This window comes from Bacillus sp. AFS055030 (genome assembly GCF_002574545.1).
Taxonomy (GTDB): Bacteria; Bacillota; Bacilli; order Bacillales; family Bacillaceae_G; genus Gottfriedia.
The window spans coordinates 120,048-138,141 of the sequence record NZ_NUGT01000020.1 but is presented as its reverse complement, the minus strand read 5'-3'; the positions used below and the strand labels follow the sequence as shown (position 1 = coordinate 138,141).

The 18,094-nt window shown below is 32.3% G+C and carries 13 protein-coding genes; all 13 read left to right on the top strand.

Annotation, left to right across the window (positions count from 1 at the left end; genetic code table 11):
- Nucleotides 1-16: 16 nt before the first annotated feature.
- The 13 genes from CN925_RS09410 to CN925_RS09355 all read left to right on the top strand — a co-directional run bounded on the left by CN925_RS09410 (nt 17) and on the right by CN925_RS09355 (nt 18,090).
- Nucleotides 17-4,108: a S8 family serine peptidase gene (locus CN925_RS09410; protein ID WP_098845993.1), complete on the top strand. Its 4,092-nt coding sequence runs from the start codon at nt 17-19 to the stop codon at nt 4,106-4,108.
- 132 nt (nt 4,109-4,240) lie between these two features.
- Nucleotides 4,241-4,759, top strand: coding sequence for a DUF4362 domain-containing protein (locus CN925_RS09405; RefSeq protein WP_098845992.1), 519 nt, complete (start codon nt 4,241-4,243; stop codon nt 4,757-4,759).
- Nucleotides 4,760-5,062: 303 nt separating this feature from the next.
- A complete protein-coding gene (locus CN925_RS21280; RefSeq protein ID WP_180232919.1) occupies nt 5,063-5,800 on the top strand; it encodes a hypothetical protein in 738 nt (245 codons plus the stop codon).
- A 301-nt stretch (nt 5,801-6,101) separates the two neighbouring features.
- A complete protein-coding gene (locus tag CN925_RS09395) occupies nt 6,102-6,851 on the top strand; it encodes a GDSL-type esterase/lipase family protein (RefSeq protein WP_286138307.1) in 750 nt (249 codons plus the stop codon).
- Between the two features lie 155 nt (nt 6,852-7,006).
- Nucleotides 7,007-8,047: an XdhC family protein gene (locus tag CN925_RS09390; RefSeq protein WP_098845991.1), complete on the top strand. Its 1,041-nt coding sequence runs from the start codon at nt 7,007-7,009 to the stop codon at nt 8,045-8,047.
- Nucleotides 8,040-8,684, top strand: coding sequence for an NTP transferase domain-containing protein (locus CN925_RS09385; RefSeq protein ID WP_098845990.1), 645 nt, complete (start codon nt 8,040-8,042; stop codon nt 8,682-8,684). The genes CN925_RS09390 and CN925_RS09385 overlap by 8 nt, the downstream gene beginning before the upstream one ends.
- The gene (locus CN925_RS21275; RefSeq protein ID WP_180232918.1) at nt 8,674-8,841 is read left to right on the top strand and encodes a hypothetical protein; all 168 of its coding nucleotides are present in this window, start codon (nt 8,674-8,676) and stop codon (nt 8,839-8,841) included. The genes CN925_RS09385 and CN925_RS21275 overlap by 11 nt, the downstream gene beginning before the upstream one ends.
- Nucleotides 8,842-9,290: 449 nt before the next feature.
- Nucleotides 9,291-10,337 (top strand): ATP-binding protein, encoded by a 1,047-nt coding sequence (locus CN925_RS09380; RefSeq protein ID WP_180232917.1) that lies wholly within the window; start codon nt 9,291-9,293, stop codon nt 10,335-10,337.
- 255 nt (nt 10,338-10,592) lie between these two features.
- Entirely contained in the window at nt 10,593-11,507 is a 915-nt protein-coding gene (locus CN925_RS09375; protein ID WP_098845988.1) for an alpha/beta hydrolase, read from the top strand.
- 173 nt (nt 11,508-11,680) lie between these two features.
- Complete coding sequence (locus CN925_RS09370; RefSeq protein WP_098845987.1) at nt 11,681-14,158, top strand: transglycosylase domain-containing protein; 2,478 nt, start codon at nt 11,681-11,683, stop codon at nt 14,156-14,158.
- Between the two features lie 338 nt (nt 14,159-14,496).
- Nucleotides 14,497-15,231, top strand: a complete 735-nt coding sequence (locus CN925_RS09365; RefSeq protein WP_098845986.1) for a hypothetical protein — start codon at nt 14,497-14,499, stop codon at nt 15,229-15,231.
- A gap of 8 nt (nt 15,232-15,239) precedes the next feature.
- A complete protein-coding gene (locus CN925_RS09360) occupies nt 15,240-16,922 on the top strand; it encodes a vWA domain-containing protein (RefSeq protein WP_098845985.1) in 1,683 nt (560 codons plus the stop codon).
- A 19-nt stretch (nt 16,923-16,941) separates the two neighbouring features.
- Complete coding sequence (locus tag CN925_RS09355) at nt 16,942-18,090, top strand: toxic anion resistance protein (protein WP_098845984.1); 1,149 nt, start codon at nt 16,942-16,944, stop codon at nt 18,088-18,090.
- Nucleotides 18,091-18,094 lie beyond the last annotated feature (4 nt).

The window sequence follows — 18,094 nt, the reverse complement described above, 5'->3', positions numbered from 1 at the left end:
AATTTGGAGGTTGAAAATGGGAAGGAATATTTCTAGAAGTAAGTTCGTTAAAAGTTTATCAGTATTAGCGTTATCTTCCAGCTTTATTCTTGGCTCTCTAAGTCATGTAACAACTGTATCAAAAGCTGCAACAGTTTCGAAAATAGATGAAATGCTAGCAAATTTATCACAAGCCGAGAGGACAGCACTTCATCAACTTTCAACGAGTAATGAGACAGGACTACAGGTTAATCCTGATATTAATTTAGACGCTACAACTCAAACGAGCGTTATTGTTGAATTTAATAATAAACCAGCAAAAGTCGCCCAGCTCGAATCAAGTTTAAAGGGTAAACAGCTAACAAAGACTGTGGCAACTAGCTTAGTTGATCAAGATCATGCAACTTTTTCAAGGGATTTAGGACAAGTATTAACAGAAGACAATAATAAAAAAGTTAAATATAAAGTAAATCAATCTTATAGGCATGCTTTTAATGGTGTTTCAATGAATCTACCAGCAAATCAAATTAAAAACTTATTAAAATCGAAAGCTGTTAAAGCAATTTGGAGTAATGAAGAAGTTCATGCTGAAGTGGATAATAATCAAGAAAAAATGCAAACAGGAGGATCGAGTAATCAATCAGCTCTTTCTTTTCTAGGAGTAAACAAGCTTCATCAGGAAGGATTTACTGGTAAAGGAGTTAAAGTTGGAGTCATTGATACAGGTATCGACTATAATCATCCAGATTTAAAGGATGTATATAAAGGTGGGTACGATTTTGTCGGTAATGATAATGACCCGATGGAAGCTACATATGAAGATTGGAAAAAATCTGGTGTAGCCGAATTTTTCTGGGCAAATGGGGCATCGTATTATACTGAACATGGAACTCATGTTGCAGGAATTATTGCTGGTCAAGGAAAGAATGATAGCGATTATAAAATGGAAGGTATTGCACCTGATGTAGACTTATATGCTTATCGTGTATTAGGACCTTATGGCGTTGGATATGATTCTAGTATTTTGGCAGGTATCGATAAAGCTGTAGCAGATGGAATGGACGTAATTAATCTATCTTTAGGTGCAGGAATTAATAATCCACTTTATTCTACAAGTATAGCAATTAATCAAGCGGTACTAAGCGGTGTTACAGCAGTAATCGCTGCAGGAAACAACGGAAATGATCTGTACACATTAGGTTCTCCAGGTACTGCAGCACTTGCCCTGACTGTAGGTGCAAGTAATGAACCAAATAATTTACATACTTATAAGAGTGTACTTCAATCAGGTACAGAAACAACTTCTGCTGACTTGCAAGAAATGGCGAAAGGTTACACAGATCATGTTGAACAGTTGAATGGCCAATCATTTTCAATTATTGATGTTGGATATGGCGCATCGACTGATTATAAAAACAAAGATGTAAAAGGTAAAGTTGTATTAATAAGTCGCGGAAATAATATTGCTTTGGGAGATAAAGTAAAATTTGCAAAACAAAATGGTGCAGCTGCTGCGCTACTTTTCAATAATAATCCAGATGAAGGTTTAATCCCTTCTTATTTAGGTGAAGGATTAGATTATATTCCAACTTTCACACTAACGAATGCCCAAGGCCAAGCTTTGAAATCAAAAATCAATACAACAAGTACATTTACGTTTAATGAACTTGGTCAAATTCAAACAAAAGCAGACGAATTAGCAGATTTTAGTTCACGTGGGCCGGCCCGTGTTACGTACGAAATTAAACCGGAAATTACGGCTCCAGGTGTTGGCGTATTCTCCACTGTTCCAGCTTATATGATCAATAAAAATACGCCAAATGATTATAAATACGCATATGAACGACTTTCAGGTACATCGATGGCAACACCTAATGTTGCAGGTATGGCTGCACTTTTACTCCAAGCAAAACCAAGCTTGCAACCAAGCGATGTTAAAGCCATTCTTATGAATACGGCTGAACCTTTAAGTAAGGACTATAGTGTATTTGAATCAGGAGCAGGTCGAGCGGATATATATAAAGCGGTTCACTCGTCGATTGAAATGAAAGTTCAAAATGAAACACCAATTTTAAAAAATGGAAAAGAAAAAACCATTAAAGATGAAACAGGTGCGCTAAGTTTTGGTTCAGTGGATTTAAGCGACGATGTTAATGAAGAGCGTAAAGTTGTCATTAAAAATACAGGTGATAAAACAAAAACATTTGATGTAGCAGTTAAATTTCAATCAGGTTTAAGAGGATCAAAAGATGCTGACAAAAATGGCGTAAAAGTTTCGATTAAACCAACTATTAAACTAGCTGCAAATTCACAAAAAAATACGAAGGCGTCCATCTACATACCGAAAACAGCAGAGAAAGGTAATTATGAAGGGTATATCGTTTATACAAACCAGAATGATCCTGGGGAAACTTATAAAATTCCTTTTGCTGTACATGCTGTTGAAGAAGGTATAGGATTATTCGAAACATCATCACTAGGGTTATCAGAAGACCGTTATAGAGATGGATCTTCAAGTCCTAACACAATTAAGGCTATAACTGCTCAAGTTCAAATGAAATCCAATGTAAGAAATATTGATTTCATTTTAGAGGATGGAAAAACGAATCAGGAAATAGGGTATATTGGAACAGTAGATGGATTTAGTTTAAACGAAGGTGATTTAGTTAATATGTATCTCTTTAATGGTACGTATAATCCGCTTGTTAACTCTGGAATAAGTGCTAAAAGTGTCGTTGCAGAGGATGGGTTTTATAAGATTAAAATGCTTGCTACAACTGATACTGGAAAACAGTTTACAGAAATTCGTGATGTAGTAGTTGATAATAGAAAGCCTAAGTATACAATCGATGGACCAGTAGGAGATATAATTGAATATGAGGAAGGGCAAAAATCAGTTACAATAACTGGCTCGGTATTTGATCAAGATATTGAGAATAATAAAGCTGCTGGAATGAAGATAGATCAGTCTGCGAATAAAGTCTATGATCTAGCACAAGGAGAAGTACCACTAGAAATACCTGTAAATAAAGATGGTACATTTAAATACGATGTACCGATTGGAACAGGTACTAAAGTGGTTCAATTAATTGTAACCGATTCTGCAGGTAACGGCAGTATTATACCTAAGACAATTAAAATCGTGAAAAATGGTACACCGTATTTGACTTCGGTTGTAGATAAAGACACTGCAAAACCAGATGACTTAATTCATGCAAAAATTGTCTTGAAAAATGCAGCAGATTTTAAAATGGGTACGATAAATTTAAGTGTTGCTTCAGATTATTTATATATTGAAAATATTGACTTGCATCCTGATTCTAGTAAACTAGGAGAAATGAAACTAACCAAAACTTCAGCAAGTAGTGTAACGGTTGAAGCAGCTGATACTAATACGCAAACTTTAAATGGAGATATCCCATTGGTGGAAGTTACATACAAAGTAAAGGATTATAAATTCGACATAAGACCTGATAGCTCCCTTGTATATACTTCTGGCTCATATATAAATCGAACAGGTATGACAAATTCTCTTATCGCAAATGCACCTTTTGTTGATTTAGTTCCGACTTATTCGAAAATGACATCTGTTTTATATGCTCAAGGTTTATTAACAAGTGGTGGAGCGTTTGATAGTAGGAGAGATTACAGTAAGATAGGGGCAGATGTATCACTACAAGATGCTGAGGGGAATACGTATAATCAAATTTTTACTCAGTATGGAAAAATTGAAGCTTTACATTTAGCCCTTACTGACAAATCACTCCGAATGACTGTAAAAGTTCCAGGGCATTTTAAAAGTCTTTATGATTTCAAAATTGGTATGCAAAATGAAAGTGGAGAATTAATAGGTCAATATAAAAAGATTGTTCTTCCTACACTTCTTGGTGGAGACGTAAATGGCGATGATGTAATTGACGTAATAGATGCGTTATCTATTCAAACATATTGGGGAACAAATAAACGAAGTGCAGATATTAATTTTGATGGAACAGTAGATGCAAAAGATCTTGCATATGTAGAAAAGAACTATTTAATGCAAAATCCTTCCGTACAAAATGCACCTAAACCAGAGAGTAAATATAAAACGAAAACATTAGAGATTGTAAAGAGTGAGTTAGGTTTATAATCGACTAGTTTTATAAGTTATAAAAAGGTACTCAAAAGTCAAAAAATACTTTTGAGTACCTTTTTTAATTGCATAAGTCATTACAGATTGGAAAAACTAACCAATATTATTAATTGTAAATTGGAGGGCAATATGTATAAATCAATCATACCGTTGATGCTTTTACTATTTATTGGTTTTTCCTTCGATCATTTCATGGTAGCAGAAGCAAGTGGATTTACGAAAGAAATGTTAAAAAAAGAAATCGAGAATTACGGAGAAAAAGCAACGAACAAAATCCCGGCATCATATAGTAAAAAGGATGCGATAAAAAATGGAGATATCATCATAGGAAAAACAACTAATCATAATGAACGAGTTCAAAAATTTATTAAGAATGTAAAAAATAAAAATCCTGACTTTATTCGATTTGTTGAATTTACTTCAAAAGGTGATCCAGTTATTACGGAGTATCAATTTAACGGAAAATTAATTTATTACCGATTTGATAGTTCAAGAGATAAAACAGATCGATATCGAAAAGGTACATTTGCAATGAGTAAATTTGTTACAGGACCAAAAGTTTTAGAAGATTATTGTCAAAAGTTAGTCGTAAATTCAAAAACATCCTATTTAACAAATTGTTATCATTTTGATAAGGTAGAATTTTAGTATTTAAAAACGTCGGTTAATATCTCGGCGTTTTTTGTATTTTAGTATAAAATAGTGGATTTGTTTTAAAAATTTCATTTACCGTAATTTTATTATTGAACTTAAAAGTTACTATTTGATAAATGTAATGAACAGTTGGACGTTTTGAATGATTTCACGTACCGAAATATATTCACAAAAATTAATTCTTTACACGATAAGATGGACAAAAAGTTCCAAACTAAACTATAATTTCTACATATAATTAATTTAAATACTACTAAAAACTGGAAATAAATAAGATTTACCAAAGGAGTAAATAAAATGGCAGAAAATTTAGTTCAAAATGAGAAAACTGAGTTAATAAAATACATACCTCCAAAAGGGGAATTTACAAAGTTTTTGTCTGATGAAGATTATTTAGAAAAAGGACGATCTTGGGGTTTATTTAATAAAAATCCAAAACATGATTTTTTATTTAAAGGACAGGATTTTCAAGTAAATGTAAAACTTATTGGCTATGAAACTTATGGAGTTACGGATGAGTATCATACAATTATTATTGAATTTGAAGATGGCAATTTAACATGTATTCATCCTGCTTATTTAAAAGAAATGCAATCTCCAAGCTTTAAAAAAGTATACACAGTTGGCGAGAGTGAAACAAAAATCAGTGTTGAGAAGAAATATTCATCAGAAACAAAAGTGAAAGAAACTACTTCTAAAGCTGCTACTAAGAAAAAAGTTGATAAGAAAGAGGAAGTATCAATTACATTACCAACAGATAAATCTCATTTTAACGGCTCTGTTAAAGAATTTAGTACAAAATATAATCATTTTAATGATAGCGAAGAAGAGATTGTTGTTTGGGAAAATGTAGCTGTCAAAGGAGAACAGGATTTAGTAATAGGAAATGCTTGGTGTTCATTGAGTAAAACATTAAAGGCAGCAGAGCTAGAAGTAGGTAAATCTTATCAATTTGATGGGAAAGTTGTTGATAAGAAATTAAACAAAGAAGTTAAATATAAATTAAATAACCCTTCAAAAGTTGCTGAGATTTAAATTAGTGTGAGAATAGGAGTTTCAAATTAATTTATATTTAGATTAAACGAATTCATAGAAAGCTAACTAATGCAGTTAGCTTTTTTACGTTGTTGAAAACAAATTTTCGTAAAAATCCTTCTATTATTTTCAAAACTAAGTAAATGGATACATGTTTTTGTTCATTTAGACAAATAATTTAATAAAACAGTATTTAAAGTATAATCCTTAAAATTGGTAATTTAAGTCTTTAATTACTACTTTTTATACCCATAAAAAGAAGTTAAGTATCTTAATAAACTTATTTAAGGGGGCGTATTTGTTGATAAGAAGAAAAATAGTTAGTACGGTTCTTACATTTTCTTTAGCATGTTTTTTAGTTTCAACTACAACACTTGCAAAAGAAGCTGATAATGTAAATACTTATGAAAAGACTAAGACTGATCTTGTAAGTCTTGGAGATTCCATAACATTTGGTTTCAATTTGGGTAATACTAATAAAATACCTTCAGATTATGCGTTCCCTTTTTTAATTGGCGAAAACGCAAACCTTGAAGTTCGTGATTTAGGTGTGCCAGGTTGGACATCAGATCATCTTTTGCAAGCTATAAAAAATGATTTTAATTTCAGACAATCAGTCAAACATGCAGACTATATAACTTTGGATATTGGAAATAATGATTTGTTACATATTTTGAAAAAAAGTAATAATATAGAGCAACTACCTGGAAAAATTGCTACGATGATGCCAAAATTAGCAGGAAATTTAAATGAAATAATTCAGGAGATTCGTGAACTTAGTGATGCTCCAATCGTTGTATACAATTTCTATAATCCATTTCAAGTAAATAATCAACCAATGCATAATTTATCGAATCAATTATTATCGTTTGTTATTAATCCGACAATTGCTAGCATTGCAAGTAAATACAAAAATGTAAAAATAGCTGACGCTTTTTCAGCGTTTGATGAAAAACAAGAAACGTACATTATACAAGGGGATATACATCCAACAATTGATGGACAAACTGTACTAGCTGATATTGGAAAGAAGAAGTTAGGTATAAAATAATAAAAATATTGATAATCGGTTAACCATAATTGTGGTTAATCTTTTTTTGTTGCTTCTTAAGATTAATTAATATTGGATCCTGACATAACACATACATGATAGAACTATATATTAATATTTACTAAAAATGTTGGATTGGTTTTAGGAGGGATCTAATGGAAAGTATCCATGAGATACTAAATGAGATTACATCATCAAAAGAAGGTGATGTATTAGCTACTATTATACATGTTGAAGGCTCTGCTTACCGGAAAGAAGGGACTTCTATGTTATTTAAGGGAAATGGGAAAGAGGTTGGATTATTAAGTGCTGGTTGTCTAGAAACAGATTTGGCATATCGCGTTCAAGAAACAAGAGTATGGAAAACGCCTCAAACTGTTACTTATGATATGAGTGCAGAGGATGATTTAACGTGGGGTAATGGTGCAGGATGTAACGGAATTATTACCGTGCTTTTAGAGCCAATTGATGATAGTCTGTTTGAGTTACTAACTAAATTAAAAAAATTCTTATTAAATGGTACGAGTGTATCGATGATGAAAATTTTATTTGATCATAATAAAAAGGTTGAAACTTTGTTCTTAGTAAATGAAAATACCTTTTTTGGAAATTGTAATGAACGAATATTAGATCATCTTAAAAGTGTTTTAAACGAATTACATGATACTCATTATAAAAGTGGGCTTCGAGCAATTGAATCACTTACAACTAAAGTGTATTTACATACTTTTCATCCTAAGCCTCGCTTAATCGTTTTCGGAGCTGGTAAAGATGCAATTCCTTTAGTAAAACTTGCATCAATTGCAGGATTCTTTGTAACGATAACCGATTGGCGGGCAGATTTATGTTCTAGAGAATACTTTCCAGACGCAGACCAAATTTTTGTAGGTTTTCCAAGTGAAATCATACCAAGACTTCAATTGACTACTTCTGATTCTGCTATCATCATTACCCATCAATTCCAAAAAGATAAAGAAATATTAAATCATCTATTAAATATTAATCTAAAGTATTTAGGAGTTCTTGGTGGGAAAAAACGAATCCAGCGATTAATGGATGGGAAAAAAGTAGATTCAGAAATAAATAGTCCTGCTGGTTTACAAATTGGTGCTGAGGGTCCAGAAGAGATTGCAATTAGCATTATTGCTGAATTAATTCAAAGACAAAGAATCAAGAAGGAATCTAAGCATGAATAGTAGAATTGTTGCAATTTTCCTTGCTGCAGGGAGTAGTAAAAGAATGGGACAGAATAAAATTTCACTTCCATTAGGTGATTCTACAATTGGAAGTTTTGGTTTACGTAAATTTATCCATTCTAATATCGACCATGTTTTTGTCGTAACAAAAGAAAATGATTCACTAAATTGGATAAGTAAAGATCTATTTCAAAAAAATTATAAAGATTTATGGACACATGTTCCATGTACTAGTGCTAACAAAGGACAATCATACTCTTTAAAATGTGGTTTAACTCATGCTCAAAAAACAAAGCCTTTAGGAATCATGATCCTCCTTGCTGACCAACCTTTTCTATCAATTCAAACTATTAATGAATTACATCGAAACTATTTAAAGGGCGTAAGTGAGAATTCAACACTTCCTTTTTTAGCAGCAAGTTTTCAAGGTGTCCCAAGACCCCCAATTATACTATCGCAAAATACGATTCCTAGTCTATTCAAGTTAAATGCTGATGAAGGAGCAAGAGCAATTATTCGGAATCATACTAATTTAGATAATTTATTAGTTGAATTTGACAATCGGTTGGATTTTTTCGATATCGATACAAAAGAAGCGTATGAAAGAGCGAAGGGGATTGTACTTAATGGAGATTAAACAAGGACATGTAAACTCACATTATCCTGTTCTATGGTTTCCAGATACACTTGAAAAAGCGTACATATTAAAACAACAATTTCTTAATGACTCATGCATAATTGCTGGTGGACCCCTTTTACAAACTTATTGGGAAAAGGGATATGTACCTTCTTAAAAAAGCTTTTAGGGCTAGAATGGGTAGCCGTTGTAGAACTCCATCCTAATTAAGTAAGCTTTTTAGAAGATGGGAGGGTATGAATGTGGATAATGTACTCCTGGTTTGATTATGGCTGTAAAAGTACTCATCGTCAGTTAAATTCAACGGAAGATGAGTCTAACTAGATGTACTGGATACACAGGAATTATACAGTCGATCCAAAAAGCAATTGCTATAATAAATAAGAGTGATATATAATTTTTAATTAGATAAAGAATAAATAACACTAGTTTTTAACTTTTTCCTTCTTTCCCCTTAAGTAATAAGGGTAAATATGAAGGGGTTTTTGTGTTTATAGATTATTTTGGGAAATTTTTATATTTAAGAGAAAAATATAAATAGTAATTATTTCTGAAAATTCATAAATATTAGTTTAGATATTTAATCATCAAAGGAGTAAGATGAATTTGATTTCAAATAGTAATTTACCATTAAATGAAGAAAAAAAATTAATTAATCATGTTGACTTATATGAAGTTTTTAATAATATGGCAGAAGGATGTTACTATTTAAATTCGAAAATGGAATTTATTTTCATTAATAAAGCAGCTGAAGCAATGATTGAAAAGCCAAAAAAAGAGTTAATTGGTGTTTGTATGTGGGATGCGTTGCCTAATTATGTGGATACAGATGTATATCATTACTATAATAAGGCCTATAAGGAACAAAAAATCCAATCGTTCGAAACAATTACAGAGTACTCACTTATCCCATATGAAATAAAGGTGATACCCGATCAAAATGGGATACTGGCGATTTTCAGTAATATATCTGAAAGAAAACTATTGGAAGAAGAGCAAAAATATTATGAAAAACTAAAAATAATTGGAGAAATGGCTGCTGGTGTAGCGCACGAAATTAGAAATCCACTCACTACTGTTAAGGGGTTTTTACAATTAGGGTTACAAAATAAAGATTTTGAAAGCTATAGTCCAATTTTTGAACTAATGATCGATGAAATTAATCGGGTAAACTCAATCATTACTGAATTTCTCGATATCGCAAAGAAAAAACCCAACAAACTTGAAGAACATAATTTAAATCAAATCATTAATACTTTATATCCATTACTTGAAACTAGGGCATTAAAAGAGGACAAATTGATTATTAGAGAGCTAAATAAAATTCCTAATTTAATCATTGATCAAAATGAAATCCGTCAGCTTCTTTTAAATATGGTTAGTAATTCTTTAGATGCGATGGATGTTGGAAAAATTGTAAAAATACATACTTATAGTGAAGATGATAAGATTGTCATGTCAATTATTGATGAAGGTACTGGGATTCCACCGGAAATAATCGAGAGGATTTCAACCCCATTTGTCACATCAAAAGAAAATGGTACAGGATTAGGATTAGCCATTTGCTATGCGATTGCTAAGAGAAATAATGCAACAATTGATTTTACAACTAGTTCAAATGGTACGGTTTTTAATATTAAATTTAATCGATGATCATTTTACGCTAGTAATTAATTAACGCTTTTTTGAATTTGTAATGTTGAAGTGGCAATGATTTAGTTATTAATCGAAATCGTTGCCATTACATTTTATCGTATTAAACGAATAAATGGGGTGCCTAAAAATTCGGCACCCCTATCTTTTGATTAGCCAGAATAAAAAGTTCATTAAGAATAACAAAGTATAACATATTTCATAATTTAAATAGAAGAACTTCTATTTGGCTAGCAGACAAAAGGAGTGTGCAAGATGGAACGGAAAAAAATAAATAAATTTTTAATTTGGATATTAATTTTGTCGCCTGTCTTATTCTTCTTAATACCGATCTTTGTTGGTTTAATCTTAACGCATCCATTAAGGAGAAAAACTGAACAAACCCCATCCGATTATAATTTGCAATTTGAAGAGGTTGAATTTAAAAGTAATCTTGATCAAGTTGTGCTAAGAGGATGGTGGATACCGGCAAAAAATCCAACATCAAAAACTGTTATAACTGCACACGGATACACCGATGAACGAAGTCAAAAAAAGATTAATGGCCTACGAATTGTGCAATCAATCCATGATCGTGGGTATAATGTACTGATGTTTGACTTCCGTAATAGTGGAAAATCAGGTGGAAGGACTACCGGAATAGGCTATTATGAACAACATGATTTATCGTCAGCAGTAGAATATGTGATTAACGAGCGCAACCAACAAGAAATTGTTTTGCTTGGATGGAGTATGGGAGGGGCTACCTGTTTACTTGTTGGTAGTCTTCATCCGGAAGTTAAAGGTGTTATTGCAGATAGTCCATTTCATGATTTACAAACTTATTTGGAAGATAATTTAAGTGTATGGTCAAAATTGCCTAAAAAACCTTTTACTTCAATCATTTTACGTTCGATGAAGCATTTATTAAAAATTGACCCAAAAGAAGTGTCCCCTGTCATATCAGTTCAAAAAGGGCATTCTACAAATTATTTATTAATCCATGGAAAGAACGATACGAAAGTGCCATTTAGTAGCAGTGAAATGATCTATGATCAAATTCCTAATGAAAACGATAAAACATTATGGCTGACAGAACATGGACATATTACAACTTTTATTGAAGAACCAGAACCATATACTAAAAAAGTAATTGATTTTATCGAAAAGACGTTTTCTCCAAATAATTAATTAATTAGCTTTTATGAAGCAGATGAACCCCTGAGCGGTTAATCTGTTTTTTTATTTGGTAAAGATTTTCTTCAGTACATGAAAGTTGTGTGTGTAGAAAATACTACTATTTATAAAAAAGTATAGTTTTTGCCCAAAAAGATCTATTTTACTAAAAAGGCAGGCGAACTAAGATGGCAAATGAATACCGTTCGCGAGAGGAACGTAAACGGCTGGAAAAGCCTTCAAAAGTAACTGATAAATCTGAAGGCTTATGGAAAAAAATTACTGTAACATTATTATCAATCGTAATTGTATTTATACTGATTGGTGTAGGAATATTTTCATATTTAGTGAGCGGGGCACCCGCACTAGATGAATCAAAACTCAAAGTACCGCTATCTTCTACTATTGTTGATAAGGATGGCAAAATCGTAGCCGAATTAGGTAGAGAACAACGAACAAAAGTGTCATACAACCAAATTCCAAAGGTTGTAGAAGACGCGTTTATTGCGACTGAAGATGTGCGGTTTTATAAGCATAAAGGCGTAGACATTCGACGGGTATTCGGTGCAGTTTTAGCGAATATTACTGGAGGTTTCGGTTCACAAGGTGGAAGTACGATCACCCAGCAAGTCGTAAAAAACTCATTTTTGTCTTCTCAAAAAACAATTAAGCGTAAAGTTCAGGAATGGTATTTAGCTTTTAAATTAGAACAAAGATACTCTAAACATCAAATATTAGAAATGTATTTAAATAAAGTTTACTTTTCAAACGGTCTTAAAGGGCGAGGAGTATATGGAGTAGCCAAAGCTTGTGAAACATATTTTAGTAAAGATTTATCAAAAATTACCTTACCAGAAGCAGCAACTTTAGCAGGTATGGTGAAGGCTCCAAATAACTATAATCCTGCAAAGCATCCTGTTGAGTCGCAAAATCGTCGAAATACTGTATTAAGTCAAATGAAAAAATATGGTTATATTACTGAGGAACAATATTCAAATGCAAAAGCAATTCCAATGAAAACTTTAGTAAAGGTTCATGAATCTGGGGGTACAAAATACAATTCATTTATCGATGTGGTCGTAAATGAGGTGGAAAAAAACAGCGATGCAAATGTTTATACTGATGGACTAACGATTGAAACAACATTAGATCCTAAAGCCCAAGATAAAGCAGATGAAATTTTAAATAGAGGAAAAAGCTTTTATCCTAGTGATGAATTTCAAACTGGATTTGTATTATTAGATACGAAAACAGGTGAAATTCGAGCAGTAGGCGCTGGTAGAAATACTAGTACTGGCGGTTTAAACTTTGCTACTGATATTAAAAGACAGCCGGGTTCTTCAATTAAACCGATCCTTGATTACGCTCCAGCTATTCAGTATTTAAAATGGTCAACCTATCATCAAATTCTTGACGAGCCATATTCTTATTCTAATGGTACTCCTATTAGAAACTGGGATCGAAAGTATAAAGGTGATATTTCAATTCGATTAGCATTAGTTGATTCACGTAATATTCCTGCATTAAAGACATTCCAGGCTGTTGGAAGTGATCGCTCTAGAGAATTTGCGAATGGTTTAGGGTTTAATTTCTCGAAAAATACATATTATGAGTCCTATTCTATAGGAGGATTCACAGGTGTATCAGCTATGGAAATGGCAGGAGCATATGCTGCTTTTGGAAATGGCGGAATTTATAATAAACCTCATTCCGTAAAAAAAATTATCTATCCAGATAATACGGAAAAAGTATTTGCAACTGAGCCTAAACAAGCAATGAGTGATTATACTGCATATATGATAACAGACATGCTTCGCGATGTAGTAAAAACATCACTTGGTACTGGAAAAAGAGCAAATGTACCAGGCCTTGACATGGCAGGTAAAACAGGTACGACAAACTACACTGATGAAGTAAAACAAAAATACGGATTTCCTGATAACGCAACTCGTGATAGTTGGTTTATCGGATATTCTTCTGATGTTACAATGGCCGTTTGGACAGGTTATGAAAAAAATAAAAAGAATAATTTTCTTGGTAAAGGATCAACAAATATTGCAAAATTCATTGCAAGAGATATGTTAGCTGCCAATGGAGATCGAAACGCAGTATTTAGAAAACCTTCATCAGTAGAAGAAATTCGAAATGAATTATACATTCGAGGAGAAAAAGTAGATGATATTCCTAAAGATATTGTAATTGAGTCTGTAAAAAATGTGAAGGCAAATTATGACCCTGTTACAAGTAATATTTCAATAAATTGGACTTATCCTCCAAATCTGCTTCAAAAAACGTCATTTGAAGTGAGTTATACTGTAAATGGTGTAGCAGGACAATCTCAAAAAATTCATGGTACTGCAACTAGTATTAATGGAATTGTCCCTGGTGATATTGTAAAAATAACGATTATCGCTACAAATGCTGAAGGTAAGAGCGGACCTGTTACAGTAACTGTCGATTTATCTTCAACTGAACAACCAATTACTCCACCTATAAATGAAGGTGGACAAGGATCTGAAAACGGACAGGGAAATGGTAATGGACAAGGAAATGGAAACGGGACAGAAGAAGGTACGAAACCAGGTGATCAAAAACCGGGTACAGGAGACGAGAATGGAGATCAAAATGTAAATCCAATTGTCCCTAATCCAAATAATCCAGAATAAATAGTTAAAACGCATTGAAAAAAAATGTCAATGCGTTTTTTTTTATGGAGTTTTAAAATGGTGTTTTTATTTTTTCTTAAAAAAGTATTTAATAAAAAATGAGAAAGCAAAATCTTAATTGACAGTGTAAAGGATCTGCTTTTTGCTCCCAATAGCGCAGTACCCTAGAAGAATGTCGTTTAGACTGTTTAGCAGTCTTTTTTTTATTTGTTAAAAGAATCTAATCGAAAAACTTCATGTCAATTCATTATTTCTTTTATTTTATTAAACTAAAAATTCAAATTGATAAATATAAATGAGTAATAGAGCATAAATAGAGTGTAGCGGAGGAGTGAAGGATGAAAAAAGGATTAAAATTTTTGGGGCTAATCACTTTCATTTCAATTTTGAATGTGATCGTATTCTCTCCAGGTTTAATCGGAATCCAAGTAATGAATGCGAGTGCATTTCAAACTGCATTTGGAGTATCGTTCATAATAGCGAATTTGGTAGTACTTCTATTTAGTCTGTTTCAACTATATTTTAAACCTGTTAAAGAAAAGCCAATTAAGCAACTAAAATCAAATGAAGATTTTGTTCTTGCTTTAAGTCGATATAAAAATAATAAAGTACTAAAAGAAGATATTATTACTTCAATTGGGCAAATCGAACGAATGAAAATGAAAAAAGGCGTATTTTATAACTTATTAACCGATCGATTTTCTAAAACAGAAATTACATACAACAAGTTTGCATCTGTTGTGGACGAGGTTGAGACATTATTTTATTTAAGAATAAGAAACATCATAAATAAGATTAGTACTTTTGATGAACTTGATTATAAAAAAATAAAGGGAAAAGACGGCTTACGATACTCAAAATCATTAATTCAAGAGAAAACAAATCTTATAAATGAATATATCAACTTCGTAAAAAGAGCAATTGAATCGAATGAAGAGATTTTAGTTAACATTGATAAATTAATTTTAGAAATTTCAAGACTAGATGATATAGGGATCGATGATATTGAAAAAATGGAATGTTTAAAAGAAATCGATTCGTTAATTCAACAAACAAAATTTTATAGGCAATGAATGAAAGGATGATAACAATGAGGAAGTTTCTTTTTGCATCGATTGCTGTGATCGTTGTAGTTTTTCTTCTTGTCTATATTGGAGTTAATTTGACTTCAGGAGATAAAGTTGTAAAAATTACTGATAAAAATAAACATCAACAATTAGCTAAAATGATTTCGAAAATTAATATTTCAAAAGCAAAACCAATTAAAGGTCAAATTGACTTAAGTTCAGCCGATGTTGCAAGTGAACTCCCTGATATTTCTAAATTTCCTGTTTCCGTCGACAATACGACAGATCATTTTGTTGAAATTTTTTCATCTACTGAAAAATCAAGTGATGGAAAAAATGGTTGGTTAAACGAAGTCGCAAATGAGTTCAATGATGCGAAATTCAATCTAAATGGTATGCAAGTATCTGTAAAAATTAGAAACATTGCATCTGGTACGGCAACAGACTTTATTAAATCTGGAAAATATGTTCCTGATGCCTTTACACCTTCTAATGAACTTTGGGGTCAAATGATTTCAGCAAGTGGTGTGAAAACTAAAGTCGTATCCTCGCGATTAGTTGGGAATGTTCCTGGAATTGTCATTTCAAAAACAAAATATAATGAGTTAATGAAAAAGTATCGTAAAGTCGATCCGAAAACTGTTATCGAGGCAATGACGAAAAATGAACTATCAATGGGATATACCGACCCGTTTACAAGTTCAACAGGATTAAATTTTTTAGTATCGACTTTGAACTCCTTTGATTCAAATGATGTACTTAGTGATAATGCTGTAAAAGGGTTTGAAAGCTTCCAAGCAAATGTACCGTTCACTGCTTCTACGACTTTACAAATGAGTGATGCAGCGGAATCTGGCGTCTTAGATGCTTTTGTTTTAGAATATCAAACATTTGTTAATTCACCTGATTTAAGAAATAATTACGAATTTATACCATTTGGTGTACGACATGATAGTCCACTTTATGCTTTAGGGAATTTACCAAATGAAAAAATGGAAATATTGAAAAAATTTGCTGAATTTACTAGTCAATCAAATCTTCAATCACTAGCGAAGCAATATGGGTTTAACGGATTGAATAATTACAGTTCGGAGCTTAGAACGATCGATGGAGATACGTTAAGCGCTGCACAGAAACTCTGGAAAGGTAAGAAAAATAGTTCAAATCCAATTGCTGCCGTTTTTGTAGCAGATGTTTCAGGTAGTATGGATGGAAAACCATTAAATGAGCTAAAAGAATCACTACTAAAAGGTCAAAAATATTTAGGAAGAGATAATAGTATTGGCTTAATCTCATACTCGGCCGACGTAACGATCAATCTTCCTATCGCAAAATATGATGCAAATCAACAGTCAAAATTTGTTGGCGCAGTAACTAGCCTTGATGCAGGCGGAGATACCGCAACAAATGATGGAATCCTTGTTGCAATTAATATGCTAAAAGACGAAATGAAAAAAAATCCAAATGTAAGGCCGCTCATTTTTGTTCTTACTGATGGGGAGACCAATTACGGCCACTCATTAAAGAATGTAAAAGAAATTATAAAAGCATATAAAATTCCAATATATACGATTGGTTATAACGCTAATATTAAAGCGCTTGAAAGTATTTCGAATATTAACGAAGCGGCAAATATTAATGCAGATTCAGATGACGTAATCTATAAAATTCGTAATCTCTTTAATGTTCAACTTTAAGTAGTAGGAGGATATAAAAATGTCATTTTCTATGCAAGTTGTAAATGAAGAGGAAATCAAGGCGGTAATAAAAGAGCAAGTAAAGCCAGTACCAGAAGAATTAATGAAATTAAAAGAAACAGCAGATGCAAATGTAGCGATGATTATGGAATTAGACACGGTTTCAAAGGAAACATATGAAAAACGAAAGGATATTCTTCAATCAATTGAATCATTTGGTTTACAGACAATGAAATCTTCTTCGAACAAAAATTCGCTTCTTAAGGTTTCACTTGGTCAACTTGCAAAAAGTGGAGATGAAGGAGGGCAAGTTGCAAAAGGATTAGCAGAGCTACAAGTTCAATTAAAGGACTTAGATCCAAGTGTTATTAATTTTTCCAAGTCGGGTCTATTAGGTAAGTTATTTAATCCGATTCGTTCCTATTTTCAGAGATTTGAAAAAGCAGATGTCGCAATCGCAGATATCGTAAAATCACTTGATAAAGGGAAAAAAATTCTTGAAAATGATAACACGACATTAGAGCTTGAACAACATTCACTTCGTATGCTTTCAAAAACACTAGAAAAAGAAATCAAACTTGGAACATTGATGGATGAGTCAATTGAAAATCAGATTGAAAAAGCAAAAATCGAAGGGGTAGATCAAGAAAAAATAAAATTCATCACAGAAGAAGTTCTCTACCCGTTACGACAACGAGTCATGGACTTACAGCAAATGCTAGTTGTCAATCACCAAGGAGATCTGTCTTATGAGGTTGTAATTCGGAATAATCGCGAATTAATTCGAGGTGTAGAACGTGCAAAAACAGTAACGATTTCTGCACTGAATACAGCAGTAACTGTAGCAAGTGCTCTTTATAATCAAAAAATTGTTTTACAAAAAATCACTGCATTAAATCACACAACAAATACGATTATTGAAGGCACTTCTAGATTATTAAAGGAACAAGGAGTTGCGATCCAAAAGCAAGCAATGGAGTCAGCAGTTTCTGTTGAAACACTAAAAACTTCATTCACAAACGTCATATCAGCATTTGAATCGATTAGTATCTTTAAGCAAGAAGCTTTGCCAAAAATGCGTCAAACAATCCTACAATTTCAAGAATTAGCTGAAGTTGGTTCACAACAGATTCAAAGACTCGAAAAAGGCAATCGAATTGGATTATAGAAGA